This window comes from Uliginosibacterium flavum (genome assembly GCF_040566545.1).
Taxonomy (GTDB): Bacteria; Pseudomonadota; Gammaproteobacteria; order Burkholderiales; family Rhodocyclaceae; genus Uliginosibacterium; species Uliginosibacterium flavum.
This window is the reverse complement of sequence record NZ_JBEWZI010000006.1, coordinates 144829-169204: the sequence shown is the minus strand read 5'-3', so window position 1 is coordinate 169204 and position 24376 is coordinate 144829. Positions and strand designations below refer to the sequence as shown.

The window sequence follows — 24376 nt, the reverse complement described above, 5'->3', positions numbered from 1 at the left end:
GGCCAAGCGGCCCTTTTTTCTTGCCGGTGACAAAGCCATCGAGCGGCCTGCGCGCCAATTTTCGTCGGAAGTGTTGGCGCAAGCTGCCATCCCCAAGAGCCGCATCCAGCCTGCCTCGCAGGCAATATCTCCTGAAGAAGTCCGCCCCGTGCGGCTGTGCAGGCAGGCATTCCGCAAAGACCCGCCAGATGCGGCTCTGCAGCAAAGCGTGACGGAATTCACGCTTTTAAAAATGAATCCGGACTATTTGATCTGGATCGTCGTTTATCCTGCCTGAAAGACAGTTTGCCCCCGTAGAATCCTGTTCAGATATGCGGATCGGGAGGCTGCGGTTTGGTGCGCAGGTGGGGGATGTGTTTTCTCCGAACTGGTCCGTATTCGATTTTGCTTCGCAATGTATGAATGTTAGAACTGGCCCCGCGTTTCTCATTGGAGATCTTGTGGAATACGACGCTGCTAGAATTCGTGAATCGCTTCACTCCATGTTGATGCAGGCTGAGATTGATTTTGATCTTTGGCAATCAATGCGAATGGCCCGAGAAAATAAAAACCTTAATTTACTTATCAGTAGCCGCTATTTACATTTTTACTCATCTGCAGAAAATACTTTTTTTAATTCACTAGTGGCAATTCTCTACGCTTTATTTGAGAATAGAGATGATACAGTCAACTTTTGGAGTCTGCGCAAAACTTTTCCTCCTGATGCTTGCCCAGAATTTGTTCAAGGGGTTAATCAGAAGTTTTCTGAAATTAAAATCATATGGAAGCGAATTTGCGTCATCCGAAATGAAGTTGTAGGCCATCAAACGCTAAAACGCACAAAATCGCAGTCGCATGAATTATCTGGTCTCACAATCAAGGATCTTCAAGACATGATTACACTATGCCAAGATCTATTGTTTGATATTTCTGGAGAGTTACATAACGTCCATATGTTATTTAACATACGCGGAAAAAAATATTTTGAGAATCTTATTGATGACATCTGTGCCAACCTTGTTGTTAAGATGGATTTAACAAAAGACACGTAGATTAATATTTTTTCACTTATGGGAGGTGGATTTATGATTTATCGCTCATCACAAAAGGACGTGAAATGAAATTTTTGGCCATGTTCGCATTGATTTTATCGTGCTCATCAATCGCTGCGCCAGCTCAAAAAGAAGTAACTATTGATGATTTTGAAGGTAAATCTGTGGTGATTCGTGCCGCAACAAAAAGCCAAACCTCATCAGCAATTTCACAGGTAAAGCAGCAGTTACGCACTGAACTATTTGATAGCCAATCGGCACGCTATGACACTCCGGACGGAGTGACGATTGTCGAGCTGACGGACAAAAGCAACGGTGAGTCCTTCTGGGTCTGGATTGGTTTAAAAGTCAATGCGAAAAATAAATTTGGAGCGTATTCCGGATACCAAAGAGTATGTGTAATGAGTACTACGCGCGGCGTAGTTAGGGTTGTAAAATTGTCAGGCGATAGCGTTACAGAATGCGATATGTTAGCTAGCTCGCTCGTAAAGTATGTTAAATAAGCTAAGGGTGCGCACTGCGCACGCTGAATCCATGTTTGTGGTCGCGTGGCGCTTTTTAGTCGGCATCGGCTATAGATGGGTTCTTGAAATGGTGCGCAGTGCGCACCCGACGAATTGAACGTCCGCTACTCGTTTCCGCGTGACCACGACGCGAATACCGGGGTCACTCTTCTCCGTCAATAGGGGCGCAAAAAAACCTGCGCGCCCACGCCTCGCTTTTCTTTGTTTGCAACACTTTTGCGCACTTTGGTTCTCGATTATTGGTTGCGCATGCGGCGCACCAGTCACCCATCAGGATCAAGGCCGGCGCGGTGTTCTGATCCCTGGCGGTATTCACCGCCCCAGAAAACCATCTGTTCCCCACCGCGTCCAAAGGCGGCAAGCCGTTACTGCTGATGGCTCGGAACTCCGCAGAACTCCGGGGTCAGTTCTAACATTCCAACATCCGTGAGCCAAAGCCTGCTCCATCCGGCAGGCTTTGGCTTTTTCAGGCACTCCATCGAAGACCCGCTCCCTGCTTGCCTCGCAGGCCTGTCTGTCTGAAGAAGTCCCCCCGTGGGCCTCTGCGGGCAGGGTGTTTTCGCAGCGCTTGGGTAAACTTGCCTAGCGGATCAATATACAAAGGAGGCACAGACATGATGATCAAACGCAGACAGGTTCTGGTGAAGTGGGCGGCGCTGGTCGCGGCGATGACGCTGGGTTTTCTGACGGGCTGTGCTTCCAGCTTGCCACGCACGACTGTGCTGGCCGAGGGGGCGACGCGTGTCGATCTGGGCAAAGTCAGCGTCACGATGTTGAAAGACGGGCAGGGCTCGCGTGTGCTGGATGAGAAGTTTGTGCGCAACGCGCCGCTGGCCGAGGTGCAGGCCGATCTGAAAGCCGCGGGCTTGCCGACCGACAAGCTGGATGTGCCCTACAACTTGCTGCTCGTCGATGTCGGCAGCCAGCGCGTGCTCTTCGATACCGGCAACGGGGAATTCGGCGGTGCCAGCGCTGGCAAGCTGCTGGAGAATCTGGCCAAGGCCGGCATCGATCCCGCTTCGATCACCGCCGTGATCATTTCGCATTTTCATGGCGACCACATCAACGGCCTGCGCAACAAGGCCGGCGCGCTTGTCTTCCCGAATGCCAAGATCTACGTGCCGACGCCTGAATGGAGCTGGTGGATGGACGAGGCCCGCTACGCCGCCACGCCCGAAGCCGCGCGCGGTGGCCTGAACACCGCCCGCCGCGTCTTCAGCCCGCTGGCCGGTACGGTGACGCGCTTCGAGCCGGGCGCCGAAGTGCTACCGGGCGTGCGCTCGATTGCGGCCTTCGGCCACACGCCGGGCCACACCGTGTTCATGATCGAAGGCGGCTCGCGCAAGCTGCTGTACTGGGCCGACACCACCAACGTCGCGATGTTCGTGCGCAACCCGGACTGGGCGGTGAGCTTCGACATGGATGCTGAAGCCGCCCGGCTGACGCGCCGCCGCATCGCCGATCTGGCAATTGCCGAGAACGCGCTGGTCGCCGGTTACCATCTGAGCAGCCCGGGCATCGGCACTCTTTCCGTGCGCGGACAGGGCTACGAGTTCACGCCGCTGCCCTGAGAGGCGGCCCTGATCGGTAACGAGAGGGGCTGTTAGCAGGCGCCGGGCGGTAATACCGTTTTTCAAGCTTTTGACATCGAAACTCCGTCGTTCCCGCCCTCCGACAAGCTCAGGACAGGCCGGGCTTTGCCAGAGCGGGAGTTCAGTGGTTTTTCGCAGCGGCGTTCGCGAAGTCACTGGGTTCCCGCCTACGTGGGAACGACGAGAGAGGGCTTGTTGATTCTTAAGTGAACAGTGTCAGGGCCAGATGGGGTTTGGCAGGGCTTTGTTCTGCGCCGCCGGGTTGCTGTGACCCACCCTTCCGGGCAGGGTGACGTGATCAAACTGTGCGGAGTACCGTCGGCATTCGCGGCCGATTTCCTGACGTAAGAATGAGCTGCGCACGAGCTCGCCATCGGCAAGTTCGCTGTTGGCGGCGGGTTCGCATGATCTGCCGCTTTTCGCCCCAGGCTCACTCCAGCGGGAGGCAGTATGAAAATGCAGAATGCGGACATCACGCGCTATCAAAACTTCGCCAAGTACGTCCTGAAGGATCTGCCACTGGTGCAGAACGACCAGCAGGTTGTCGCGGGCATGCGGCTCTTTGGTCATCTGGACAGTGCAGCCCTGATGCGGGCTGTTCAGTGGGGCACGGGGCCGGACATCAAGATCGTGCCACAGCTGGGCTCTTACGGCGCTTTTACGGCCGGAGCAAAATCAAACGAAATCCGGATCAGTCAGGCACTGGTTCTGGAGTTTGAAGCCGGGACAGACATCAAGCACAGTTGGGTCAAGGGGCAACAGCATCTGGCTGTCGTCACGCTTTTGCATGAGCTGTGCCATTGGGGCGACGACCAGATCGGCGATCCTTCGATGCTGGGGGAAGACGGGGATCTGTTCGAGAAGTATGTGTACGGCGGATTTTACTGAGCGAGGGCGAGCAGACCGAAGTCATGGCTGCTTGTGATGCAGTGCTGGAAAAACAAAACCCCCGAAATCCGGGGGTTTTGTTTGTCTGGATCGGCCACTTGCGTGACCGGTCTGTTCAGGCAGTGCTTACTTCTGGAAAGAGCACTTGTTGGGGTTGCCCAACGGGTCCTTGCCAAATGCAGCGACGGTACAGGCGATGCTCTTGCCCACGCCGACATACTTGCTCACCCACAGGCCCTTGCGGCCGAAGGCCACCCAGCCGGTGCCGGAGCCAACAGCGCAGGTGCCGCCCAGGTCAGCACACTTGCTGAAGCCCGTGGGGTAGTCGCTGGTGCCCAACAATGCCGGTGCTGCACCGCCCGAGGAGCTGCTCGACGAAGAGGAGCTGCTGCTCGAAGACGAAGAGCTGGAGCTGCTGGACGAGGAAGAGCTGCTGGACGAAGAGGACGAGCTGCTCGAAGAAGAGCTGCTGCTGGACGAGGAGCTGGAGCTGCTGGAGGAAGAAGACGAGCTGCCGCAAGCTGCAGCCGTCAGCGTCGCGCCGTTCTTGCCCACACCTGCGTAGGAAGCCAGCTTGTCCTTCACGCACTGGGCCGAGACTGGCTCATAGGTGTAGGTCAGTGAAGGCTTGCTGCTGAGGGTGGAGGTCCAGTTGTCAGCATTCACGCCACCCGTGCCGGCCGAATCCCAGGTGATGCCGTAAGTGGCATTGCTGGCTGCGCTGGTGGTGTTGTTGCTGTCCAGATACCAGGTGCCGCAACCCACTGTATCGAAGCGGCAGGTCAGCGGGTTCATGGAATTTTCGAAGTAGTTGCGTTCGACAATCGCCTTGCCAGCGGCGCGCACGTTGATGCCCGAGCCGGTGATCTTGCTGTAGATGTTGTTGTACGCGTGCATGATGCCACCGCGCTGCAGCGGCAGACGGCCATTCACATTGTTGTAAATGTTGTGGTGGAAGGTAACGTTGCGCTGATAGTCAGTCGTGCCGCCACTCTGGGTGTGCCCCATCAGGCCGACCTTCTTGCTGTCGTGGATGTTGTTGTACGAAACCGTGATGTTGGTCGAATTCTTCTTTATGTCGATGGCGGATTCGAAGGTCAGGTCGCCGTCCGGCGAGCCATTACACTCATTGTTCACCGCGAAGAGTTCGTTGTGATCAATCCACACGTTCGGTGAGTTGTCGATGCGGATCATGTCAGCATCGCTGTTGGCGCCGCCCAGGGCACCGATCTTCATGTTTTTGATGACGACATTGCCGCCGTTGACGATGGTGATGCCGAAGTTGGCCGAAGAGCCATTTGCGCCAATGATGGTCAGACCCTTGGTGAATTCCTTCAGCGAGACTTCGCGGTAGGCGTCATTCCAGTGTGGCTTCGGGCAGTTGCCGGCTGCGTCCTTGGTGTGATCCTTGACGATCTGGGCAATCAGGGCATCTTCATTACCGGTGTAGGTGATGATCAGCGGATAGGCACCAGCTGTGACCTTGTTGCCAGAGGCATCGATGCGCGCAGCGGCGATGGCATCAATCATGCCTTGCATTGAGCTGACCGTAACAGACTTGGCACCAGTAACGTTACCGCCATCGGTAGTTGCGAAACCACCCGTGTTGCCTGCAAATGCCATGCTGCTGGCTGCCAGTGCAACGAGAACTACGCCTGTCTTGAGCTTGAAATTCATTTTTTGTCTCCTGGATTTTGTTCGGCCCGAATGACTAAACCTGCCTGGTTTGGTCTGCTTCGAGCGGTGCCGCCTGTTTTTTTACAGACGGCTTATTTAGGCATGAAAGGCTGAGCTAATGCAACCATCTGGATTTTCTATACAGGAGTTTGTCTGACAACATTTTGTGTGTGCCAGAGGGTGTTTTTTGCTCTTGGCGGGCCGGTTTTTACGCAGCTGAAAGCACGCACTTTTTGATCGAGAAACCTGAAATCGGTCGCCTGATGGCAAGCTCAATCCAAGGTCTTCGGAGGAGGTGTTTTTGCTGTGGGTGAGCGCCATGCTGCTTTGCACAAGCCTGACAGGCTGGCCCCGAATTTCTGTATGCCTGGCCAGACGCCTACCCTCCAAGGATTGCAGGCTGCCGTGCCTGTAGATCCGCTCCTGTACAGGGTTTCAGAGGAGATTGCCTGTAGGTGGTTATCTGACAAGGGTCTCCGGCGGCTGATTTTTTGCCGCCTGTTTCTGGATCTTGAATGCTGGCTGAAAGCCTGTGATCGTTTGAGTGAACCGTGCATTCTTCATCCAAGGGATAATTGCAAAATGCTGAAACATCCCTGCCCACCGCGCATCATTTTGTGCACGCTGAATGCCAAGTTCATCCATGCTTCACTGGGCCTGCGTTACCTGCTGGCGAACATGGATCGTCACGGCGGAGAGGGCTTGCGCGCCCAAACATTGTTACAAGAATTCACAATCGGACGTACCCCTAAAGACATAGTTGACGCGCTTCTGGCCGGATTGGGAGAAGACGATAGTCGTGGCGTGCAGATCATCGGCTTTGGTGTGTACATCTGGAATCTGAGTCAGACCACCGAGGTCGTGCGTCTGCTCAAGCAGGCGCGCCCAGATATCAGAATCGTGCTGGGCGGGCCGGAAGTCAGCCATGAATGGGAAACGCAGCCCATCGTGAAGCTGGCCGATCACCTGATTACCGGCTGGGGCGACGTCAGTTTTCCCAAGCTGTGCCGTGCAATCATCCACGGCCCGCAGCCCCTGATGAAGGTGATCACTGGCGAGCAGCCGCCGCTGGATCAGATTGTGATGCCCTACGCCGAGTACAGCGATGCCGATCTGGCGCACCGGCTGCTATATGTAGAGGCTTCGCGCGGCTGTCCGTTCAAGTGCGAGTTCTGCCTGAGTTCGCTCGACAAGACCGCCTGGGCTTTCGATCTGGACGACTTTCTGGCCGCGATGGACGCGCTGTACCAGCGCGGTGCGCGCAATTTCAAGTTCGTGGATCGCACCTTCAATCTGAAAATCGATGCGTCGATCCGGGTGCTGGAATTCTTTCTGGATCGTCTAACCGAGGATCTCTTCCTGCACTTCGAGGTGGTGCCGGATCATCTGCCGGATCGGCTGAAGGAAATGATCGCGCGCTTTCCGCCCGGCGTGCTGCAGTTCGAAGTCGGCATTCAGAGTTTCAATCCGGCTGTGCAGCAGACGATCTCGCGCCGTCAGGACAACGCCAAGACCGAAGCCAATCTGCACTGGCTGATGACCGAGAGCCACGCCCACCTGCACACCGACCTGATCTTCGGCCTGCCCGGCGAAACGCTGGCGAGCTTTGCCGAGGGCTTTGACCGCCTGTACGCCATCGGCCCGCACGAGATCCAGCTGGGCATTCTGAAACACCTGCGCGGCACGCCGATGGCACGCCACACGGCGGAGTTCGGCATGGTGTATGACGCGGACGCACCGTATATCGTGCAGCAGACTGGCGTGGTGGATGAGGCGACGATGCTGCGCTTCAAGCGTCTGGCGCGTTACTGGGATCTGCTCGCCAACTCCGGTCGCTTCAAGCAGAGCCTGGCGCTGCTGATGCTGGGGCCATCGGCGTTCCAGGCCTTCATGAACTTCTCGGACTGGCTGTGGGAAAGCAGTGGCAAAACCAGCGGCCTGACGCCGGAAATGCTGCTCGATGCGCTTTTCGCTTACCTCACGGGCGTGTGCGCGCACGAGCTCGAAGCGATCCGCCAGATCCTGTTGGCCGACTACGTGGCCAGTGGCGCGCGTTCGAATCCGGCCTGTCTGCAAGGTTTGCAGGCTGATCGCGGTGCGCCGCTGGCGCGATCAGCATCGGCATTGGCGCAGCGCCAGGCGCGGCATGGTGAAAACGCCGCGCCAGCCAGTCAAGGCTGATCACGTCAGAAGCCGCGCGGGTGCTGGACAGCTGACCATGCTGCCCGGAGAGTCGCGCCTGCCATGCCTCTGCAGCCTGCATGCCCGCAGAGATCGGTCCCGTGCGGCTCTTCAAGTCGGTGCCGATTTGAAGCTCAGACCCATTTCGCGCAACAGGCGACGATAGCCAAGGGAGCTGCGGTCTGCCGCGAAGTGAGCTTCTTCGTGCGGATCGAGTGGCAGTTGCAGGGGCCATTGGCGTTCGATCAGCGCCTGGTCTTCGGCGAAGATCTGGGCGTTGAAGGCGTAGACCGGCTCCAGCGGGCTGCCGGTATCGAAGTTGCGCGTGATCGGCACGAACAGCCGGGTGCGGGTCGCGGAGACGGGGCAGGCGGCGTTCAGGATGTTGAGCAGGCCGACAGCGGGAAAATGCACAGTGAGGCGCGCGCTGAAGGGCGGGTAGACCTCGAAGACACGCAGCCAGACGAAATCCGGCGGGGCCAGATGCTGCAATCCTTGCGGATAGTTGCTGACGCTGCTGGCGTAGTGAGTGCGCAGGCCGAAGTCGGTGAATTCCGTGTCGTAGCTCGGCACCACGGAATTGTCCGGATCGGCGAAGGCGGCGGCGTGCACAAAGGCGAAATGCGCGACATCGACAAAGCCTTCGACCTGGCGGCCCGCCGAGCCGGCAATGTCGACGGGCTCGGGCAGGATGGTTTGATGCGCCGGATCGTCCCAGCTGGGCATCGGTGGAATTTCGCTGGCCTCGTCCGGCGCCAGACAGGTCCAGATCAAACCGTAGCGTTCAATGGCCGGGTAGTGCGTCAGATTCAGGCGCGCGGCAGGTTTCAGCTCGGGCTGCGCCGGGATCTTGCGGCATCTGCCGTCGCTGCCGAAACGCAGGCCGTGATAGGCGCAGACCAGCGCGTCGCCGTCCAGCCGTCCCATGCTCAGCGGCACGCCGCGATGCGGGCAGACGTCGCGCGCCACGCACAGGCCTTCGGAGCTGCGGAACAGTACCAGCGGAACATCCAGCAGGCGCGCCGTGACGGGCGTTTGCTGCACATCCTGAATGCGCGCAACCGGATACCAGTGACGGGCAAGAATGGCCCAATCCTGTGGGTTGAAACTGCTGGCGCAGGGCGGGGCGGCGGGCGTGGTCGTGGCACTTTGGGGCATGGCGGGCCTCGGGTTCAGGCAATGGATTATGTGGAACCGAGTTTAGGCCGATTGCTCGATGCTACCCATGCGGCGCGGCGTATGAGGAATCTGCGCCGATGCTTATAGCCAGGACGTCCTGCTTGACAGGCCCCGTTGCAGCTTGTAATTTACCAACAGGTTAAATGTAAAGCGGATGCTGATGCCTCACGATCATTTGAGTACCACCTTTGCCGCTCTGGCGGATCCGACGCGGCGCGCCATTCTGGCGCGGCTCGCGCTGGGGGAAACTTCGGTCACCGAATTGGCCGCGCCGTTCGAGATGAGCCTGCCAGCGGTGACCAAGCATCTCAAGGTGCTGCAGCGCGCCGGCCTGATCACGCAGGGGCGGCAGGCGCAATGGCGGCCGTGCAAGCTGGAGGCCAAACCTTTGCAGGAGGCGGGCAGCTGGATCGAGCAATACCGGCAATTCTGGGAGCAGCGTCTGGATCGGCTGGATGAGTACCTGCGCGATTTGCAGACCGGACAGAAGCCAGGATAAGCCTGAGCCGGAGCCATGCCGGCAATTCGAGGAGAGCTGAGATGGATACAACAGAAAGCCGGGAGCTGGCCGGGGCGCCGAACGAAATCCGTATCACGCGGGTGCTCAACGCCCCGCGCGAACTGGTGTGGGCGGCGATGACCGATCCGCTGCAAGTGGTGCAGTGGTGGGGGCCAAATGGCTTTACGACGACGATCAGGAAAATGGATGTGCGCCCCGGTGGCGTGTGGCAACACACCATGCACGGGCCGGATGCTGCGGACTATCCGAATAGCAGCGTTTTCAAAGAGGTCGTCGCGCCCGAGCGCATCGTCTACGCTCATGGAGGTGCCCGTGAAAATGGCCCCGCGGCCAATTTTTTCGCGACCTCGACCTTTGAGGATCTGGGCAACAAGCATACGCGACTGAGCGTTTGCATGGTCTTTGATTCAGCCGAGGCGCGCGATATGGTGGTGCGCGAATACGGCGCCATCGAAGGCGGCAAACAAACCCTGCAGCGCCTGGCTAATTATTTGCCAGGCGTGCTGCGCCAGCCGGCATAGACCGGTGCGTGGCCGCTGGACTGAACACAATCAACCCACAGAGAGGAAACACCATGACAACAGGAACCGTTCGCCTGCAGCGCGTACTGCGCAGCACTCCGGAGAAAATCTATCGCGCCTTCCTGAATGCTGACGCGCTTGCCAAGTGGATTCCACCTTACGGCTTCTTCTGCAAGGTGCATCACATGGACGCGCGCGTTGGCGGCAGCTTCAAGATGTCCTTCGAGAACTTCACGACCGGGCAGGGACATTCTTTCGGCGGCGAGTATCTGGAACTGGTTCCGGGCGAACGCCTTCGCTATACCGACAAGTTTGACGACCCGAACCTGCCCGGCGCCATGCTGGTAACGGTTTCCATGAAGCCGGTTTCATGCGGCACTGAATTGCTGATCGTGCAGGAAGGCATTCCGGCCGTGATTCCGCTGGAGATGTGTTATCTGGGCTGGCAGGAATCGCTGGCGCAGCTGGCCAATCTGGTCGAGCCGGATATTCAGAATTGATACCCACACAGACAGGAGAGCCGGCATGAAATACACAGGAAGCTGTCACTGCGGACAGGTGAAATTCGAGGTGGAAGGCGAGCTGACGGGCGCGATGTCCTGCAATTGCTCGATCTGCGCGCGCAAGGCCGCACTGATGTGGTTCGTGCCGCGCGCGAGCTTCAAATTGCTGACGCCCGAAGATGCGCTGACGAACTACACCTTCAACAAGCACGTCATCCAGCACCGCTTCTGCAAGACCTGCGGCATTCATGCCTTTGGCGAAGGTGTAGGCCCCGGTGGCGCGCAGATGGCGGCGATCAACATCCGCTGTCTGGACGAAGTCGACCTGGATGCGATTCCGGTAAAACATTTCGACGGGCGCTCAATGTAAGCACCGCAAGCCGTTCTGCCCGCCTCGACCCGAGGCCCCAATCAGAGAAAGGGATCACCATGACAGTCCTCAATACCTACCTCAATTTCCCCGGCACGGCTGAAGAAGCCTTCAATTTCTACAAGTCCATTTTTGGTGGCGAGTTCGCCATGCTGAGCCGCTACAAGGACGGCCCGAAGATGGACGGCTGTGGGGATGTGCCGCCCGAGCTGGGCGAGAAGATCCTGCACGTGTCCTTGCCCATCGGTGCGAACATGCTGATGGCCAGCGATGCGGTGCCGCCGCTGTGCCCGCCGGTGACGACTGGCAGCAATGTCTCGCTGTCCCTGCATCCGGATAGCGAAGCCGAAGCGCGCCGCCTGTTCGAGGCTCTGTCGGCGGGTGGTACGGTGCAAATGCCCTTCCAGCCGATGTTCTGGGGCGCCCTCTTCGGCATGTGTGCGGACAAATTCGGGATCCTGTGGATGGTGAATTTTGATCTGCCCAAGGCTTGACCGTGCAGAAGCAGCAGCAATCTTCCAACAGCACGACCGTGCAGCACGTTTTTGCGGCCCTGCTGAGGATGATCAAGATCGATATTGCGGCCATTCAGGCCGCCTTCGACGGGGTTTAGAAGGCATGTTGCCCATGTTTCAGTCTGCTGCTCTCGCTGTTTCGGACAATCCCTGTGAAGTGCTGATCACGCGCGTGTTCGATGCACCGCGCGAACTCGTGTTCCGCACCTGGACCGAGCCGGCCCATGTCGCCCGCTGGTGGCTGCCGCCCGGCTTCACTGCGACGGAGTGCGAGATTGATCTGCGCGTGGGCGGGCGCTTTTTTCTCAGCATGCGCAGCCCCGAGGGCGATGACTATCCCTGCGAGGGTATCTACGAAGAAATCACGCCGCCCGCGCGCCTGATCTATCGCGGCATCGACGATGATCGTCACGCCTGCGGCAGCGGTTTGCCGCCGCGCGGCCGGGTGACGGTGAGCTTTGTGGAGCAGGGGAGTCAGACGCGTCTTTCCCTCCACGCCCGCTTCGCTTCGGCGCGCGCGCGCGAGGAGGCGATGGCAATGGGCTTTGATAGCAGTTGGCAGGGCGCACTCAGCGGATTCGCCGCCTACCTGCAGCAGCTGTCCTGATTCCTGTACGGACGCCTGCCCGAAGAGCCGCAGCTGGCGTGGCTCAGCGGGCAGGGGGTCTGCAGACGTCCGCCCCGTGCGGCTTTCCGGGTGCTCATCCTGTCGAAGCTCCCTGAAGGCGGTCTGCGCTGATCCTTGAGTGAAGCTGGGTTCCGGAGACTTGCGGGATAAGTTTTTCTTTTTGATCTTGTGTTTCGTGTTTTAGCGAAATATGATTCGATAAAATGCGAAACATCTTTCGTCAGAAAGCGAATCAATGAACACCCCAGAACCCATCGCGATTGCCGCCGCCGACATGGACGAGATCATGAAAGCCCTGGCCAGCCCGGCCCGGCGCGAGATCCTCGCCTGGCTCAAGGACCCGGAACAGCAGTTTTCCGCCCAGGCCCATTCCTTTGAACTCGGCGTCTGTGCCGGCAAGATCTACGAGAAGGCCGGCCTGTCGCAATCCACCGTGTCGGCCCATCTCGCCAGCCTGCAGCGTGCCGGTCTGGTCAGCACGCGCAAGGTCGGTCAGTGGATTTTCTATTCCCGCAACGAGGCCGTGATTTCGGCTTTCCTCCAGCAGATGCAGCACGCCCTTTAATCCCACCCCCAAGGAAGATACAAAATGACAAATCTATTTGATCCGATCCAGGTCGGCGACCTGAGCTGGCCCAACCGCGTCGTGATGGCGCCGCTGACCCGCTGCCGCGCCGATGCCGGCCGAGTGCCCAACGCCTTGATGGCCGAGTACTACGCCCAGCGCGCCAGCGCCGGTCTGATCCTGACTGAGGCCACTTCCGTCACGCCGATGGGCGTCGGCTATCCCGACACGCCGGGAATCTGGTCGGATGAGCAGGTGGAGGGCTGGAAGCTGGTGACCCGCGCCGTACATGCTGCTGGCGGGCGCATTTTTCTGCAGTTGTGGCACGTCGGCCGCATCTCCGATCCTGAATTCCTGAATGGCGAATTGCCGGTGGCGCCCAGCGCGATTGCCGCCAAAGGCCACGTCAGCCTGCTGCGCCCGATGCGTGATTACGTCGTGCCGCGTGCGCTGGAAACGGCCGAGATTCCGGTGATCATCGCGGCCTATCGCAAGGCCGCCGAGAACGCCAAACTGGCTGGCTTTGATGGCGTGGAAATTCACGGCGCCAACGGTTATCTGCCGGATCAGTTCCTGCAGGACAGCACCAACAAGCGCACCGACAATTACGGCGGCAGCATCGAAAATCGCGCCCGTTTCCTGCTGGAGGCGACTGACGCCGCGATCAGCGTATGGGGCGCTGGTCGTGTCGGCGTGCACCTTGCACCGCGTGGCGATTCACACAGCATGGGCGACAGCGATCCGTTGGCAACCTTCGGCTATGTCGCACGCGAGCTGGGCAAGCGCAAGATCGCCTTTATTTTCGCGCGCGAATCGCAGGATGAACCGCGTCTCGGCCCGGCCCTCAAGGCTGCATTTGGCGGTGTGTACATTGCCAATCAGGGCTTGAGCACCGAGATCGTCCAGCAGTTACTGGCCAGCGGCGAGGCGGATGCGGTGAGTTTCGGCAAGGATTTCATTTCTACCCCCGATCTGCCGCTGCGCTTGCTGCAGGATGCTCCGCTCAATCCTTGGCACGCTGAAAGTTTCTACGGCTACGGTCAGAGCGATTTCTCCATTGGCTATACAGATTACCCCGCCCTCGGTAAGCTGGCCGTACAGCGCTAAACCCGGCTATTACGGGCTTTTGGTAGCGAGCCCCATCCGTCCGCATGGCAGATGGGGCGTGTGCATGCCCACATGTGCAGACTGTACTGCGCCCTGTTTGGCGAGAACTACCGTTCGGTAAACGCAATGTGCGTTGTCTCGCAAGGAGGCTTGCCATGGGTGAATCATCAGATCTGCAGAAATCGTTGTCTGCCTGGCCGCTCTCGCTCTTCGATTGGGTGCCGCAAAATCTGACCCAACCGATCAATCCCGGCTGGAGTTTCGGCAATGTGATTGTCAATCGCATGAATTCTTCTGCGCCGGATGTTGAACAGCAAGTCGTATCGCAACACAGTTATGGCCGCCAGATCGGTCAACTGATGAATGCTGTCGAGGTGCTCGTCAAGGCTCAGCCTGGTGCTGAAGAGAAGCCTGAGTTCGCAGAATTTCTCTCCCTGGCTGCCAAGATTCGCAATATCAAGAAAAATGACCTCGATCAGCGTATCAAGCGTCTGCAGAACGAACTCGATGTCCTGCAGGCACGCAAGAGCGCTTGAGGGCGGCTGTGGATGCTTTTCCGACGAGTCCTTAAGATCCGCTTCAGATGGGTTTTTGCAAGGAGCCTTCCTGTAGGGCCTTGCGTGGATTGCCTAGAGCCGACATGGGAGTTCGGAGGTTTGCCCCGTAATATTTGCGCGCGTGCAGCCCTGAGTCCAGCTGCATGCGGTGCGTATCTTGAAGGCCTGTTTCAACGCACCTGAACACGAGTGCCAAGTGCGAAGGCCCCGAGCGACGCGTCCCACTTCTGGTTGATGGACGTGTTGTCCGCGTTGGCCGGGCGAATGGCGAAGCGGGCATCACTGCGCAGCGTGCTGGCGGAGTCGGGCAGGGCAAGGAGCAACTCGTAAGTTCCTGCGATCTGTCCGGCGGGTATCGTCAGGTCAAGCGTAGCAAGGCTGTCTTGACCTGGTAACCAGGCTCGCGGATCTGCGCCGCGGGTGTCGATACGTGTGCCCGTACTGCTGCCCGGCGTGCGCAGGATGATCTGCACGGCTCTCGGGTTGAACGCCCTGGCCCAGCCGGTATTGCGGACTGAAAGCTCGACACGCAGCGTTTGGCCGGCACTTACCGAATCCGGGTGACGTGCGCTCAGGATCTGCAAGCGATAACCCATCTTCCGCTTCACCTCCGCCATGCAGCCATTGGCGATCCACTGGGTGTGGAAAATGTCGCGATAGTATTCATCGTTCAGATAGCTGAGGTGATACTTGGCGCCCTCTTCAAGAATGGCGGCGCAGCTGGTGCGGGGCACGGCACCCGGCTCATCGGCCGGGTCGCAGGTCTCCCCACCGAATGGCGCGAGCTGTCCGAGTGCCGCCACATAATTCTGCTGTGTGCTACGCGTGCTTGGATTGTCGGAATAGGTGCCGACATCGGTAGCACTCGCCAGGAAGCAGTCGTTATGAATGCCGACGCGGTAGCCGCCCAGCAAGGTCGTACTCAGGCTGGGCAGTGTGGGAGTCCAGCTCATGACGTAGGGCGGATAGCGCAGCTGGATGAAGCGTTCGGGCGGAACGGCATCGAGCAGCGCATCGCGGATCTGCGTGCGATTGGTGGATGAGGTGAGATCGTTCGACGAGGTGTGCCACTCGCCCCATGCGCCAATGAAACCGGCCTGCACATAGGCAATCACGTCTGCATTCTGTTGAAAAACGGGTTTGAGCTGACTGATGTGCCTGAGTACCAGTTGCAGGCTTGCATCCTCGGCATTCTGGTAATCGGTTTCGCTGTTCGGATAGTTATAAACCGCGCGCACAAGGACTTTCACGCCCTTGCTGCGTGCTTTGTTGAAACTGGCAGTAAGTCGCGTGAGCAGATCTGCCGGCAGATCAGTGGTGCGGTAGGTGTCCAGACGTAAAAGAGCATAAACGAGCCGGTAGCCGTTATCGAAGGCATCTTGCATATCATCAGCGGCCAGCGCATCGAGCGGTGTCCAGGCCCAGCGATAGAAGCCTCGCTCCGGATTCGGTATTTCCGCATCACTGGCGGAAAAACTCGCCGTCACCGATGTGCCGCCGGAAGACGAACTGCCGGAACCTGATGAAGAGGACGAAGACGAACTGGACGAGGACGAGGATGACGAACTGGACGAAGGCGAAGATGAAGAGCTGCTGGATGAGGAGGCGCTGCCAGGCGCGCCGCTACTGCCCTCGGCTCCACCACCGCTACCCCCTCCGCAGGCAACCAGAAGCAGGCAAAGTAGTACGGACAGCGCACGCGGAGAGCTGGCGGAATGAAACAATTGCATGGAAGCGAGCCTGCGGCAGAAAGAATGAATTTTGTGACTTATGTCACACTTTTGTCAGGGGTTATTCCGATATTCGGAGTGATTTTGCCCCTGACCGGCAGCTTTTGGATGACCCGTATTCAGCCTAGCCTCAGGCCTTGATGAAGTCATCCTGCTGCTTTCCTAACACCGCGTGCCATTGCCTTGATTTTGCCTGGCTGGATCAATGTTGATCGCCATTTTTGCTGAGAGTCTTGCCTCCGCGCGCCAGCCAGAATCAGCCCGGCTTGACCTGATTCACCAGCACTTCACCGCGCGCAAAAGAGCTGGCATTGCCCAGCGTGGTTTCCGCAATCGCCCGCAATGCTTCGCGCGTCAGGAAGCCTTGGTGCGACGTGATCAGTGCATTCGGGAAGATCATCAGCCGCGCCAGCGTGTCGTCCTGCAAAGGGCGATCCGACAGGTCGTGGAAGAACACGCCTTCCTCCATTTCATACACGTCCAGCCCCACTCCGCCGACTTGCCCGGTCTTCAGCGCGTCAATCAGCGCGGTTGCGTCGATCAGGCCGCCCCGGCTGGTATTCACGATGATCACGCCGCGTCGTGTCTGCGCCAGCGCGGCGGCATCGATGACGTGGTAAGTCTGTTCGGTCAGCGGCAGGTGCAGCGAGATCACATCCGCCTCCTGCAGCAGGCGTTCCAGACTCACGTATTCGAAGCCCACGTCGGCGGCGATCTGCGGATTCTGGTAAGGGTCATAGGCGATGATCTTGCAGCCGAAACCCTTGGCGATGCGCATGGCGCACTGGCCGATACGCCCCGCGCCGAGCGCGCCGAAGGTCTTGCCGTGCAGGGTGAAGCCTTCCAGGCTGTCCAGCGAGAAGTTCTGCTCGCGCACCCGGTTGTAGGCGCGGTGTGTCTTGCGGATCAACGTCAGCAGCAGGGCGAAGGCGTGCTCTGCTACGGCCTCCGGCGAATAGGCCGGCACGCGCGCCACGGCAATGCCTTCGCGCTCCGCTGCGGCAATGTCGATGCCGTTGAAGCCCGAGGCACGCAGCACCACCAGACGCACGCCCAGTTGCGCCAGACGCTGCAGTACGCCAGCGGTGAGCCGGCAATTCACGAAGGGACACACCGCATCGAAGCCCTTGGCCAGTTCCACGGTCTTGTCGTGCAGGCGTTCTTCGAAGAATTCCAGCACATGCTCGCCAGCGGCATTCGCCTCGCTCAGCGCGCGTTCATCATAGGGGTGGGTGTCAAACACAGCGATACGCATGGCAATCTCCTTTTGGGATTCTTCGTTCAGTGCCTGGAAGAAGTATGCCGTCGCGGCCAGCCCCGTGCGCGTCTCGCCGGCATCGTATGTTTCGATCCCGCCAGCAAATGCCTTGATTGATACTGCAGCATGCCGCGTTGGCTCTTACCTGTTTCATTCAGTCTCTGGCGTCAGCCAAAAGCCCACCCCAACTCCCGCGTAATCCGCGATCATTGCGCCATCCGTTTTTCCTGAGGTAGCAGCAATGTTGATTCCTCGTGTGCTCGCGGGCCTGATTCCCGCTGTGTTTATTCTATTGCTCACGCCGGCGGCCTCGGCGGCCTCGCCCTCGGCCAGCGTGGCCGAGGGCTATGGTCTGGTCGGTTTCGGCAGCGAAACGGTGGCCGGCGAGGGCGGGGCGATTGTGCGGGTGACGACGCTGGCGGCTGATGGCGCGGGTTCCCTGCGCGCGGCACTGCGCACACGAGGGCCACGGGTGATCGTGTTCGAGGTGGGCGGGGTGATCGATCTGGAGCGCAAGTCACTGGTGCTGGATGAGCCTTTCGTGACGATTGCCGGCCAGACCGCGCCGGCGCCGGGGATCACGCTGATTCGCGGTGGGCTGGAGATCAAGACCCACGACGTGCTGATGCAGCACATCCGTTTTCGCATGGGCGACGCGGGTCTGCCGCGTTACACCAGCTGGACGTTCAGCAAGGGCTGGGATGTGGATGTGACGACCAACGGGGCCAAGGCCTGGAACATCGTGATCGATCACTGCTCATTCGCCTGGGGCGTGGATGAAAACATGTCGATTTCCGGCCCGCGTTATGACGGACCGGAGGGCACGGCGCGGCGCGTGACCCTGTCGAACAACATCATTGCCGAGGGCTTGATGGTGTCGGTGCACTCGAAAAAGGAGCCACATTCCAAGGGCACGCTGATCCACGATTTCGTGCGCGATGTGGCGGTTATCGGCAATCTGTATGCGCACAACGACGATCGCAACCCGATGTTCAAGGGCGGCGCGACCGGGGTGGTGGTGAATAACCTGATCTACGATCCGGGCCGCATCGCGATTTCAGCCGGTGCGGCGATGGGCGAATGGGCCGGGCGCGAGCCGCCGCCGCCGCCGCGCATCGCCGTGGTGGGCAATCACCTGATCGCCGGCGCCAGCACCAAGGTGCGCGCGCTGATTGTCGCCAATATCAGCCGGACTTTCGGCGAAGGCCCAGCCGAGGCCTATTCGGTGGATAACCTGATCGATTACAGCGGGCAGGCCGGCAAGACGCCGCCACCCGAATTCGGTCCGCTGGTGTCGCGTCTGGATGCCGCGCCGCTGTGGCCGACCGGCCTCACCGCAAGCCCGGTCAGTGCGGTACGCGAAGCGGTGCTCGCGCGTGCCGGCGCGCGTCCGCTGGAGCGCGATGCTGCCGATGCGCGCATCGTCGCCGGTGTGCGCGAGGGCAGCGGGCGCATCATCGACAGTCAGGACGAGGTCGGCGGCTATCCGCCGGTGGCGTCAGCCGTGCTGCGCAAGCTGGAAGTGCCCGCCACGGGCGTGACCGAATGGCTGCGCAAGATGGCGGAAGAGGTCACCGGGAAATGAATCTTGCGGCCCGCCAACTTCAGTGCAGTTCCCCAAGCCGGCGCAATCAGCGAAAATGGCCAGCTATTCAACTCACCTAAACGAATTGACCCATGAAAATTACCAAAAATACCGCCGTCACCATCAGCCTGAAGGTGATGGACGACAAGGGCCAGGTGCTTGACGATGGCAAGAAGCCTTTCGCCTATCTGCATGGCGGCTACGACAGCATTTTCCAGAAGCTGGAAGACGCGCTGGAAGGCCAGGAAGCCGGCTTCGTCGTAACGCTGGCGCTGGGCATCGACGATGCCTTTGGCGCTTACGATGAGGCGCTGGTGCAGACCATGCCGAAGAGCGAGTTCCCGCCCGGCGTGAAGGTCGGCGGTCAGGTGCAGCAGATGGATCACGCGGGCGAGTCGCGCTATTTCTTCGTCACCAAGATCAAGGGCCCGATCGTGATGCTCGACGGCAATCACCCGCTGGCTGGCAAGGCCCTGAGCTGCACGGCGAAAGTGCTGGAAGTACGCGCAGCGAGTGCCGAAGAGATCGCCCACGAACACGTGCATGGCGCGCACGGCCATCAGCATTGATTCCTGCGTAGCAATGCAGGACAGCAAAAAGCCCGCCAATCCGGCGGGCTTTTTGATGCGTGTGTTTCAGATCAAAGCCGGATTACTGGCGGGGCTCGCCATTCCGGTTGACTGAAATCGTCCGTCCCGGCGCGCTGTTCATCTGCACGCGATGATTGACACCGCGATAGCGGTAGGTGACATCCCAGTAGGCGGGTGTCTGGCTTTCCCTGCTTTCGCAGCGACGTACGTCGCGTTCGCTGCCGGGAGCGCCACCGCCGGTTCTGGAGCCGATCACTGCACCAACGACAGCGCCGCCGGCCGTGGCTACGTCCTTGCCGCTTCCCTCGCCGACCTGATGGCCGAGAATCCCGCCAATGATGCCGCCAATGATCGCGGCACCGACATTGGCGTCGCGACCTTGTGTTTCAACTTGCTGGCGTTCCATCCAGCAGCGCTCCTCGGGCGGCCCGACGATGGCACGCGCCGAGGTGACGGGAGCTTCATAGACGCGCTCGCTCGGGCGGCGCCGATATTCGTAGGCGGGCGCGGCGATGGGCTCTGGCGTGTCATTGTCGTAACGGGCGCGACGGCTTACCGGCCGCACCGAGGAAATCTTGTTGTCCATGCCCAACTGCCGCAGGGAGTCGTAATTGCCCGGGCGCAGCACCACGCAACGCCCGGCAAAGCGCACGTCTTCGCACACTTCCCAGCGACCGCTTCTGACGATTACCGAAGAGGCGCGGTCGTTGCTGCCAGCTCTTTTAAAGTTGGCGAGCTGTTGGGCCGTCGTAAACGCCCGCCCGCGAAAGTCTTCGAATTCATAAAAGGTGACTTGCGCAAAGGCCTGGCCTGTCAGGACGAGTGCGGAAATGGCCAGACTGCTTTTAAGTTTCCAGTTCATTGTGGCTCCGATACTTGAATGCTGCGTGTATGGCTCATCGCGCCGATTGCTCAGGCCTGACGAGGGGTGAAATCGGCCTTGTTCTGAACAGGGCAAACCGCATCGTGCATTCTCGGGGACCACGGCGGATGCGACTGTGCGGCAGCACACACAGGCCGTCGAGCGGTGAGCCAAGGATGAGAGTGCATGCCTGAAGAGCCGGGCCGATGCAGCTTCGCAGACTTGCCAGCCTGCAGATGCCCGCCATTTCTTGCTCACAGCCTTGCCTACCTGCAGAGAGCCGCTGCGTGCGGCTCTTCGGGCAGGGGCTATCAGGCTTTGAATTCCTGCACGGCCTGGAAAAGGGCGCTCACGGTGCGGCCCGCATGAGTGACGAGTCGGCGGACGCTGCTGGCATTTCCACGGGTGGCGGCACGATGAGTTCCGGCGACAGCGCTGGCGGACGGGGCCACCTCAACTCAAACCGGATGCACCCCGTTATTCCATAGTTGCCTGGCTCAGTCATCACCGACCCATAGATCCGCGTTGGGCAGATCGGTCTTGGTCGTCAGGAATGCGGGGTCCAGGCCTTTGGCTTGCTGGGCTTCGTAATCCTTGAGCGAATCCAGCGCCGGTTTTTGCAGGAACAGGATTGCAACGATGTTCAACCAGGCCATGACGCCTACCCCGATATCGCCCAGCGTCCAGGCCAGATCGGCCGAGCGAACTGCGCCGTACAGACAGGCTGCAAGCGAGGCGACTTTGAGTGCAAACACCAGCCAGGGTCTTCCCACTTTGCGGTTGATGTAGGCGACATTGGTTTCGGCTATGTAGTAATAGGCCACGATGGTCGTGAAGGCGAAGAAGAACAGTGCGCCGGCCACGAAAATGCTGCCGAAGCCCGGCAGTACGGACTCCACGGCGGCCTGGGTGAAGGCCGGGCCCACGCTGACGCCGGGCAGGGCATTGACGAGCATATCGCCATTGACGCCTTTGACGTTGTAGAGCCCGGTGATCAGCAGCATGAAGGCTGTCGCGGAGCACACGAAAAGGGTGTCGACGTACACAGAAAAGGCTTGCACGATTCCCTGTTTGGCCGGATGGGTGACTTCTGCTGCGGCTGCTGGATGCGGGCCGCTGCCCTGGCCGGCTTCGTTGGAGAATACGCCACGCTTGACGCCCCATTGGATCGCAGCGCCGAGCATGGCACCGAAGACCGCATCGGCGCCAAAGGCGCTGCTGATGATCAGATGCATCACGCCGGGCAGCTTCTCGATATTCAAACCGATCACGACGCCAGCAACCAGGATGTAACCCAATGCCATGAAGGGAACGACAATTTCCGCAAATCGCGCGATGCGTTTTACCCCGCCGAAGATGATCAGGCCTAGCAGTACCACGATGATGGCTGCCGACACCTCAGGTGCTATGCCCAGTGAATTCTGTAGCCCGGCAGCGATGCTGTTGGCTTGCACACCGGGCAACAGGAAGCCCATTGAAATAATCGTGGCAATCGCGAAAACCCAGGCGTATTTTTTCCAGCCCAAGCCCTTCTCGATGTAATAAGCCGGGCCGCCGCGGTACAGGCCGTCGTTCTGTTCTTTATAGATCTGGCTGAGGGTGGATTCGATATAGGCTGTAGCCGCGCCAAGGAAGGCGGTCATCCACATCCAGAAGACTGCGCCAGGTCCGCCATAGGCAATCGCCGCAGCCACGCCCGCGATATTGCCGGTGCCGACGCGGCCGGAAAGCGACATTGCCAGCGCCTGGAAGGATGACACGCCCGCGTCAGAGCCCTTGCCGTCGAACATCAGACGGAACATTTCACCAATGTGGCGTACCTGCATGAAGCGGGTACGGATCGAAAAATACAGGCCGACGCCCAGACACAGAAACACCAGCGCCGGGCTCCAGATGATGTCATTGATCTGATTGATGATGGATTCCAAGGGAATACTCCTGCAAATGATCGGGGTTAGATGTGTTGTGAGAACTTGCGTATTTCTATGATCCTGAACGCAATAACACCGCGCTCGTGTCCGGCTGCACCGGGCACGCAAGGCGCCGATTCTAGAGGCTCCGCTGCGTCGTCAGGGCTGAGCGTCCGGGGCGTCTGGTGGATGTTTGATTGACTCGTGGTTTTGCTGCCAAGCAGCATTGGTCGTCTGCGTACTATCCCGTAGGGGAAAGCGGTGGCGGTCATGCTGATAATCGCATTGTCCGGCAAACCGCGCAGATCAGGGCTGCTGGCGCCTGTGCAGGACGACCGGCGCTGCGCCCGCATCGCCGAGCGCCCGGGCGCGCAGTTGGCCGCAGCCGCCGTCTATATCCTGGCCGGCGGAGTTGCGCAGCTTGGTGAGGATGCCGCGCTTGTGCAGGCTGCGGGCGATTTCGGCGGCACGATCCCAGCTGGGGCGCTTGAAATCCAGGCCTTCGTTGCTGTTGTACGGGATCATGTTCATCAGCGCGTACTTGCCGGTGAGCAGGCGCACGATGCCGTCGAGTTCGGCTTCGTTGTCGTTGATGCCTTCGATCAGCGTCCATTGATACTGGATCGGGTAGCCGGTGTCGCGGGCGTAGCGCTCGCCCAGTTCCACCAGTTCAGCCGGATCGATGCGTTGTGCCTTGGGCAGCAGGCGGGCGCGCAGTTCGGGATCGGTGGTGTGCAGCGACAGTGCCAGTGCGGGCTTGACCGGGCCTTGCGGCAGGCGCTCGAACACGCGGCGGTCACCGACCGTGGAGAAGACCAGATTCTTGTGGCCGATGCCGCCGGCCGTGCCGAGGAAATCGATGGCTTCAAGCACGTTGTCGAGGTTGTGCGCCGGCTCGCCCATGCCCATGAACACGACTTTCTTCACCGCGCGGCGGGCGCGCGCCAGCACCACCTGGGCGACGATTTCGGCGCTGCCAAGCTGGCGCAGCAAACCGTCACGCCCGGTCATGCAGAACACGCAGCCAACTGCACAGCCGACCTGGGTCGACACGCACAGGCCGTCGCGCGGCAGCAGCACGCTTTCCACGGTTTGCCCGTCGGCCAGCGCTACGAGCAGGCGTTCGGAGCCGTCATCGCCCTGATGCGCGCTGCTGATCTTCGCCAAGCCTTGCAGCGCTTCGGCGAGCGCCGGCAGATCATTGCGCACAGGCAGTGGCAACACGTTTTGCGCCAGTTTCGGGCCGCTTTCCAGCGACTTGGCCAGCGCCCAGGCGCGCAGGATTCGTTCGCTGTGGCAGGGCTTGGCGCCCTGGGCGGTGAGGCGCTGGCGGATGTCATCGATGTGCATGCTCAGCCCTCTTCCGTGAGGGGATGCCCGACCTTGCTCAGGGCGTCACGCCGCATGCGCCAGATGGTGTGGCTGTTGACGGCGAGGATGACGAATTCGAGTGCGGTGCCGCCGATCGAGCCCGAGAGGATGTTGTTGACGATCCAAAGCGCCGTGCCCAGCAGCATCACCACACGCATGCGGATGCCGTGCAGCAGAAACAGGGCGAGCGTGCCGATGCAGGAAGCGATCAGCGGAAACCAGTTCCACCAGTGCTCGGCAACGCTGACGCCAATCAGCAGATTGACGCTGATGACGGCTGCGACGACCCACAGCGAACGTGTGTAGAGCGAGAGCACGGAGCGCGTGGCGGAAATCGCGGAGCTGGCCATGGCGGCCGGATTGCCCAGCAGCCAGAAGTGGACGACGTAGGCGATGCACTCGCCAAACATGTAGAGCTTGAAGTGGCGATCGTTCTTCTGCAGGAAGGAGCTGACGCCGAGCACGAAGGCTACGTAGCCGAAGAGCTGGGGAAATGAGAGTGCGTCGGAAAACATGATGCGGCGGTGCGGGCCGGAATGTAGCGCGGGGACGTCACTTTAGCGGGGATTGGGTGGGGCGTCGACCGCAAGAAGGTATGCCCGCAGACCCGCATGGAGCGGACTTCTGCAGGCAGCCTCATTGCTCAGGCAGGATGGGCGTGCATCTTCGGGGTGGACGCCTGTAGAGCATGCGTGGGTGCGGCTGTTCAGGC

At 59.8% G+C, this 24376-nt stretch carries 25 protein-coding genes; 17 read left to right on the top strand and 8 right to left on the bottom strand.

Features of this window, described 5'->3' with window-relative positions; genetic code table 11:
* The first annotated feature begins 73 nt into the window (after window positions 1-73).
* The 5 genes from ABXR19_RS07610 (at window position 74) to ABXR19_RS07590 (ending at window position 4035) form a co-directional block, all read left to right on the top strand.
* Window positions 74-277 carry a hypothetical protein gene (locus tag ABXR19_RS07610; RefSeq protein WP_354600512.1) on the top strand — a complete coding sequence of 68 codons (204 nt, stop codon included), beginning with the start codon at window positions 74-76 and terminating at the stop codon, window positions 275-277.
* 163 nt (window positions 278-440) lie between these two features.
* Window positions 441-1031 carry an AbiU2 domain-containing protein gene (locus ABXR19_RS07605; RefSeq protein ID WP_354600511.1) on the top strand — a complete coding sequence of 197 codons (591 nt, stop codon included), beginning with the start codon at window positions 441-443 and terminating at the stop codon, window positions 1029-1031.
* Between the two features lie 65 nt (window positions 1032-1096).
* A complete protein-coding gene (locus tag ABXR19_RS07600) occupies window positions 1097-1534 on the top strand; it encodes a hypothetical protein (RefSeq protein ID WP_354600510.1) in 438 nt (145 codons plus the stop codon).
* Between the two features lie 635 nt (window positions 1535-2169).
* On the top strand, window positions 2170-3126 hold the full coding sequence (locus ABXR19_RS07595) for an MBL fold metallo-hydrolase (RefSeq protein WP_354600509.1): 957 nt from the start codon (window positions 2170-2172) through the stop codon (window positions 3124-3126).
* Window positions 3127-3597: 471 nt separating this feature from the next.
* A complete protein-coding gene (locus ABXR19_RS07590; RefSeq protein ID WP_354600508.1) occupies window positions 3598-4035 on the top strand; it encodes a hypothetical protein in 438 nt (145 codons plus the stop codon).
* Window positions 4036-4161: 126 nt separating this feature from the next.
* Here the strand turns inward: ABXR19_RS07590 and ABXR19_RS07585 are convergent, their stop codons facing one another.
* Entirely contained in the window at window positions 4162-5712 is a 1551-nt protein-coding gene (locus ABXR19_RS07585; RefSeq protein WP_354600507.1) for a pectate lyase family protein, read from the bottom strand.
* 582 nt (window positions 5713-6294) lie between these two features.
* Here ABXR19_RS07585 and ABXR19_RS07580 point away from each other — a divergent pair.
* On the top strand, window positions 6295-7893 hold the full coding sequence (locus tag ABXR19_RS07580; protein ID WP_354600506.1) for a B12-binding domain-containing radical SAM protein: 1599 nt from the start codon (window positions 6295-6297) through the stop codon (window positions 7891-7893).
* Window positions 7894-8004: 111 nt separating this feature from the next.
* Here ABXR19_RS07580 and ABXR19_RS07575 read toward each other — a convergent pair whose 3' ends face one another.
* On the bottom strand, window positions 8005-9051 hold the full coding sequence (locus tag ABXR19_RS07575) for a Rieske 2Fe-2S domain-containing protein (protein WP_354600505.1): 1047 nt from the start codon (window positions 9049-9051) through the stop codon (window positions 8005-8007).
* A 181-nt stretch (window positions 9052-9232) separates the two neighbouring features.
* On the opposite strand from ABXR19_RS07575, the gene ABXR19_RS07570 reads away from it, so the two are divergent.
* The 9 genes from ABXR19_RS07570 to ABXR19_RS07530 all read left to right on the top strand — a co-directional run bounded on the left by ABXR19_RS07570 (window position 9233) and on the right by ABXR19_RS07530 (window position 14337).
* Window positions 9233-9571: an ArsR/SmtB family transcription factor gene (locus ABXR19_RS07570; protein WP_354600504.1), complete on the top strand. Its 339-nt coding sequence runs from the start codon at window positions 9233-9235 to the stop codon at window positions 9569-9571.
* A gap of 41 nt (window positions 9572-9612) precedes the next feature.
* Window positions 9613-10113, top strand: a complete 501-nt coding sequence (locus tag ABXR19_RS07565) for an SRPBCC family protein (protein ID WP_354600503.1) — start codon at window positions 9613-9615, stop codon at window positions 10111-10113.
* A gap of 53 nt (window positions 10114-10166) precedes the next feature.
* Window positions 10167-10613, top strand: coding sequence for an SRPBCC family protein (locus ABXR19_RS07560; RefSeq protein WP_354600502.1), 447 nt, complete (start codon window positions 10167-10169; stop codon window positions 10611-10613).
* 25 nt (window positions 10614-10638) lie between these two features.
* The gene (locus ABXR19_RS07555) at window positions 10639-10986 is read left to right on the top strand and encodes a GFA family protein (RefSeq protein ID WP_354600501.1); all 348 of its coding nucleotides are present in this window, start codon (window positions 10639-10641) and stop codon (window positions 10984-10986) included.
* Window positions 10987-11045: 59 nt separating this feature from the next.
* Window positions 11046-11480, top strand: a complete 435-nt coding sequence (locus ABXR19_RS07550; protein ID WP_354600500.1) for a VOC family protein — start codon at window positions 11046-11048, stop codon at window positions 11478-11480.
* A gap of 133 nt (window positions 11481-11613) precedes the next feature.
* Window positions 11614-12108 (top strand): SRPBCC family protein, encoded by a 495-nt coding sequence (locus ABXR19_RS07545; protein WP_354600499.1) that lies wholly within the window; start codon window positions 11614-11616, stop codon window positions 12106-12108.
* Window positions 12109-12364: 256 nt separating this feature from the next.
* The gene (locus ABXR19_RS07540) at window positions 12365-12694 is read left to right on the top strand and encodes an ArsR/SmtB family transcription factor (RefSeq protein WP_354600498.1); all 330 of its coding nucleotides are present in this window, start codon (window positions 12365-12367) and stop codon (window positions 12692-12694) included.
* Window positions 12695-12718: 24 nt separating this feature from the next.
* On the top strand, window positions 12719-13801 hold the full coding sequence (locus ABXR19_RS07535) for an alkene reductase (protein ID WP_354600497.1): 1083 nt from the start codon (window positions 12719-12721) through the stop codon (window positions 13799-13801).
* Window positions 13802-13956: 155 nt separating this feature from the next.
* Entirely contained in the window at window positions 13957-14337 is a 381-nt protein-coding gene (locus tag ABXR19_RS07530; protein ID WP_354600496.1) for a hypothetical protein, read from the top strand.
* 191 nt (window positions 14338-14528) lie between these two features.
* On the opposite strand, the gene ABXR19_RS07525 is transcribed toward ABXR19_RS07530, so the two are convergent.
* Window positions 14529-16088 (bottom strand): DUF4832 domain-containing protein, encoded by a 1560-nt coding sequence (locus ABXR19_RS07525; protein ID WP_354600495.1) that lies wholly within the window; start codon window positions 16086-16088, stop codon window positions 14529-14531.
* Between the two features lie 256 nt (window positions 16089-16344).
* On the bottom strand, window positions 16345-17343 hold the full coding sequence (locus ABXR19_RS07520) for a 2-hydroxyacid dehydrogenase (RefSeq protein WP_354600494.1): 999 nt from the start codon (window positions 17341-17343) through the stop codon (window positions 16345-16347).
* Between the two features lie 244 nt (window positions 17344-17587).
* Between ABXR19_RS07520 and ABXR19_RS07515 the strand changes: the two genes are divergently transcribed.
* Window positions 17588-18931, top strand: coding sequence for a pectate lyase family protein (locus ABXR19_RS07515; protein WP_354600493.1), 1344 nt, complete (start codon window positions 17588-17590; stop codon window positions 18929-18931).
* Window positions 18932-19023: 92 nt separating this feature from the next.
* Window positions 19024-19500 carry an FKBP-type peptidyl-prolyl cis-trans isomerase gene (locus tag ABXR19_RS07510; RefSeq protein WP_354600492.1) on the top strand — a complete coding sequence of 159 codons (477 nt, stop codon included), beginning with the start codon at window positions 19024-19026 and terminating at the stop codon, window positions 19498-19500.
* Window positions 19501-19582: 82 nt separating this feature from the next.
* Here the strand turns inward: ABXR19_RS07510 and ABXR19_RS07505 are convergent, their stop codons facing one another.
* The 4 genes from ABXR19_RS07505 to ABXR19_RS07490 all read right to left on the bottom strand — a co-directional run bounded on the left by ABXR19_RS07505 (window position 19583) and on the right by ABXR19_RS07490 (window position 24179).
* Entirely contained in the window at window positions 19583-20383 is an 801-nt protein-coding gene (locus tag ABXR19_RS07505) for a beta/gamma crystallin-related protein (protein WP_354600491.1), read from the bottom strand.
* 497 nt (window positions 20384-20880) lie between these two features.
* Window positions 20881-22311 carry an alanine/glycine:cation symporter family protein gene (locus ABXR19_RS07500; RefSeq protein ID WP_354600490.1) on the bottom strand — a complete coding sequence of 477 codons (1431 nt, stop codon included), beginning with the start codon at window positions 22309-22311 and terminating at the stop codon, window positions 20881-20883.
* 288 nt (window positions 22312-22599) lie between these two features.
* Window positions 22600-23643, bottom strand: coding sequence for an RNA methyltransferase (locus ABXR19_RS07495; protein ID WP_354600489.1), 1044 nt, complete (start codon window positions 23641-23643; stop codon window positions 22600-22602).
* A 2-nt stretch (window positions 23644-23645) separates the two neighbouring features.
* Complete coding sequence (locus ABXR19_RS07490) at window positions 23646-24179, bottom strand: YgjV family protein (RefSeq protein ID WP_354600488.1); 534 nt, start codon at window positions 24177-24179, stop codon at window positions 23646-23648.
* Window positions 24180-24376 lie beyond the last annotated feature (197 nt).

Excerpts from the sequence above, each read along its gene's own strand:
- ABXR19_RS07585 (WP_354600507.1), bottom strand. The coding sequence starts at position 5,712 with ATGAATTTCAAGCTCAAGACAGGCGTAGTTCTCGTTGCACTGGCAGCC.
- ABXR19_RS07535 (WP_354600497.1), top strand. The coding sequence starts at position 12,719 with ATGACAAATCTATTTGATCCGATCCAGGTCGGCGACCTGAGCTGGCCC.
- ABXR19_RS07595 (WP_354600509.1), top strand. The coding sequence starts at position 2,170 with ATGATGATCAAACGCAGACAGGTTCTGGTGAAGTGGGCGGCGCTGGTC.
- ABXR19_RS07515 (WP_354600493.1), top strand. The coding sequence starts at position 17,588 with ATGTTGATTCCTCGTGTGCTCGCGGGCCTGATTCCCGCTGTGTTTATT.
- ABXR19_RS07490 (WP_354600488.1), bottom strand. The coding sequence starts at position 24,179 with ATGTTTTCCGACGCACTCTCATTTCCCCAGCTCTTCGGCTACGTAGCC.
- ABXR19_RS07545 (WP_354600499.1), top strand. The coding sequence starts at position 11,614 with ATGTTTCAGTCTGCTGCTCTCGCTGTTTCGGACAATCCCTGTGAAGTG.
- ABXR19_RS07505 (WP_354600491.1), bottom strand. The coding sequence starts at position 20,383 with ATGAACTGGAAACTTAAAAGCAGTCTGGCCATTTCCGCACTCGTCCTG.
- ABXR19_RS07550 (WP_354600500.1), top strand. The coding sequence starts at position 11,046 with ATGACAGTCCTCAATACCTACCTCAATTTCCCCGGCACGGCTGAAGAA.
- ABXR19_RS07570 (WP_354600504.1), top strand. The coding sequence starts at position 9,233 with ATGCCTCACGATCATTTGAGTACCACCTTTGCCGCTCTGGCGGATCCG.
- ABXR19_RS07560 (WP_354600502.1), top strand. The coding sequence starts at position 10,167 with ATGACAACAGGAACCGTTCGCCTGCAGCGCGTACTGCGCAGCACTCCG.
- ABXR19_RS07600 (WP_354600510.1), top strand. The coding sequence starts at position 1,097 with ATGAAATTTTTGGCCATGTTCGCATTGATTTTATCGTGCTCATCAATC.
- ABXR19_RS07530 (WP_354600496.1), top strand. The coding sequence starts at position 13,957 with ATGGGTGAATCATCAGATCTGCAGAAATCGTTGTCTGCCTGGCCGCTC.
- ABXR19_RS07565 (WP_354600503.1), top strand. The coding sequence starts at position 9,613 with ATGGATACAACAGAAAGCCGGGAGCTGGCCGGGGCGCCGAACGAAATC.
- ABXR19_RS07525 (WP_354600495.1), bottom strand. The coding sequence starts at position 16,088 with ATGCAATTGTTTCATTCCGCCAGCTCTCCGCGTGCGCTGTCCGTACTA.
- ABXR19_RS07510 (WP_354600492.1), top strand. The coding sequence starts at position 19,024 with ATGAAAATTACCAAAAATACCGCCGTCACCATCAGCCTGAAGGTGATG.
- ABXR19_RS07580 (WP_354600506.1), top strand. The coding sequence starts at position 6,295 with ATGCTGAAACATCCCTGCCCACCGCGCATCATTTTGTGCACGCTGAAT.
- ABXR19_RS07575 (WP_354600505.1), bottom strand. The coding sequence starts at position 9,051 with ATGCCCCAAAGTGCCACGACCACGCCCGCCGCCCCGCCCTGCGCCAGC.
- ABXR19_RS07495 (WP_354600489.1), bottom strand. The coding sequence starts at position 23,643 with ATGCACATCGATGACATCCGCCAGCGCCTCACCGCCCAGGGCGCCAAG.
- ABXR19_RS07555 (WP_354600501.1), top strand. The coding sequence starts at position 10,639 with ATGAAATACACAGGAAGCTGTCACTGCGGACAGGTGAAATTCGAGGTG.
- ABXR19_RS07540 (WP_354600498.1), top strand. The coding sequence starts at position 12,365 with ATGAACACCCCAGAACCCATCGCGATTGCCGCCGCCGACATGGACGAG.
- ABXR19_RS07590 (WP_354600508.1), top strand. The coding sequence starts at position 3,598 with ATGAAAATGCAGAATGCGGACATCACGCGCTATCAAAACTTCGCCAAG.
- ABXR19_RS07520 (WP_354600494.1), bottom strand. The coding sequence starts at position 17,343 with ATGCGTATCGCTGTGTTTGACACCCACCCCTATGATGAACGCGCGCTG.